This window comes from Wolbachia endosymbiont of Atemnus politus (assembly GCF_013309895.1).
The window spans coordinates 1-1,800 of record NZ_JAAXCS010000174.1; the positions used below are offsets into that span (position 1 = coordinate 1).

At 34.3% G+C, this 1,800-nt stretch carries 3 protein-coding genes and 1 pseudogene; 1 reads left to right on the forward strand and 3 read right to left on the reverse strand.

The window, feature by feature from the left end:
- Together HET73_RS07250 and HET73_RS07255 are read right to left on the reverse strand one after the other, a co-directional pair.
- Positions 1-856, reverse strand: an 856-nt coding sequence (locus HET73_RS07250) for a D-alanine--D-alanine ligase (RefSeq protein WP_174134284.1), incomplete at its 3' end; no start/stop codon positions are given.
- A gap of 61 nt (positions 857-917) precedes the next feature.
- Positions 918-1,316, reverse strand: a pseudogene (locus tag HET73_RS07255) (RDD family protein); the annotation flags it as partial.
- An 18-nt stretch (positions 1,317-1,334) separates the two neighbouring features.
- On the opposite strand from HET73_RS07255, the gene HET73_RS09225 reads away from it, so the two are divergent.
- Complete coding sequence (locus tag HET73_RS09225; RefSeq protein WP_255453454.1) at positions 1,335-1,463, forward strand: hypothetical protein; 129 nt, start codon at positions 1,335-1,337, stop codon at positions 1,461-1,463.
- Positions 1,464-1,481: 18 nt separating this feature from the next.
- Here HET73_RS09225 and HET73_RS07260 read toward each other — a convergent pair whose 3' ends face one another.
- On the reverse strand, positions 1,482-1,799 hold the full coding sequence (locus HET73_RS07260) for a ferredoxin family protein (protein ID WP_343033101.1): 318 nt from the start codon (positions 1,797-1,799) through the stop codon (positions 1,482-1,484).
- Position 1,800 lies beyond the last annotated feature (1 nt).

Below are 1,800 nucleotides of genomic sequence, written 5' to 3' on the forward strand. Positions count from 1 at the left end.
TTGTCAATTTTGCAATTTCTGGTACTAACGATAACTCAGTAAAGCCAAGATGTGTGTTGATTTCAAGCATTTTTAAAGTATTATTCTTAGGATTATAACGAAAATCCGAGCGAGAAATGATTTTGCATCCTAGAAATTGGTGAACTTTCAATGCATGTTCTAAGGTCATTTTATATACATTGTCAGGAATTTCAGCAGGAAATATATGCTCTGCAAACCCATCTGTATATTTTGCTTCATAATCATAGAATTTATTTTTTGGTCGTATTTCCATAGTACCAATAGCTTCATCTAGCAACATAGCAGTTTGTAACTCTACACCTGGTATGTATTCTTCTATGATCATCTTTTCCATAACAGTAGAGCTATTATCTTTTAGCTTCAAGTAATCCTCATGTGAGAAAATTATGTGCACTCCGATACTTGAGCCTTCATTAATTGGTTTTAAGACATACGGATAATCAAATTTAATATTATTTTTTAGTACATCTTCTCGACTAATTATGTAACCTTCTGGGGTGTCAATACCAAGGGATTGGAATATGTGCTTAGACATTGCTTTATTCATAGCAACAGCCGAAGCCATGACTCCGGAGTGTGTATATTTTATACCTAAAATCTCCAATAAACCTTGAATGCAGCCATCTTCACCATGAGGCCCATGCAGAGCAAAAAAAGCAAGATCAGGGTTAATTTTTTTCAGCTTTTCAGCAATGTTTCTATCAACATCTATTTCTATTGCATTATATGAAAGGCTATCAAGCGCCTTCTTTACTGCTTTTCCGCTCATCAGTGATATTTCTCTTTCACGAGAGAATCCACCACTTAAAATTGCTATAGTTGGAACCATGGGCACTCTTAAGAAGAATTATATTAATTATAACTGCATATGTGAACCTCGTAAACAGAAGGAAAAGTTAGCTTGAAGATTTATAATCTACTGCCACTGTCTTTGCAATTTTATCATGAAAAAACTGTTTGCGTTGATCAGATATTGCAAAGATTAATATTATGACCATAATGATTAGGATTGATAGAGACTCAAACCACCATTCAGAAGTATACTTAACAGAAAATCTTCTCGTAATAAATATGGATGAGTGAATCACTTCAAACGAAACATACCTGATTATTGCTTGCACTAAAGTAATATTTTCAAGCGTATTTACATCTTTTATGTGAATACCGCACAATAGTTGTCCTGGAGTACCGCTAAATTTTCTTATCATTAATACTCCAAATATTATTGATAGCAGAAAAAATAAGCATGTGGCTAATAGATCGGCTTTAGCAGGATCAAAAGTCATTTCCGCAAAATAGAAAAAGACTAAAGCATGCCACTGTCAAGCACTGGCATGACACCATTTGTTGACCTAGGCAAAACAAATGTTCGTACAGTACGCGCTGGAATGACAAAGAAGAGTGAGTTGCTAGTTTTTCATATGGCTATGCAAGAAGTCTGATTTTTTTCTTCAGTAACATTACTCCAGATTTTCATCAAAATAAGCTGCTTTGTCTTTTTTTTCTTTATACTCTTCTGCAGTATCCAAAGGTTGATTTTTAGCTGTAATATTTGGCCACTTTTGCAAGTATTCTACATTTACGTTGTAAAATGATTTGAAGGCTTTTTGTTCACTGTTCAGTAATTTTGAGTCGAGTTCTAAAATGTCCTTTATAGAATCATCAGTTACAATTGCATCTACTGGACTTTCAGGTATGCACACCCCGCAATCAATACATTCATCTGGATTAATTACGAGCATGTTTTTACCTTCATAGAAGCAGTCAACGGGACACACT

What these genes read in the sequence shown, in the direction of transcription:
- HET73_RS09225 (WP_255453454.1), top strand. Translation starts at nt 1,335, where the DNA reads ATGCCACTGTCAAGCACTGGCATGACACCATTTGTTGACCTAGGCAAA.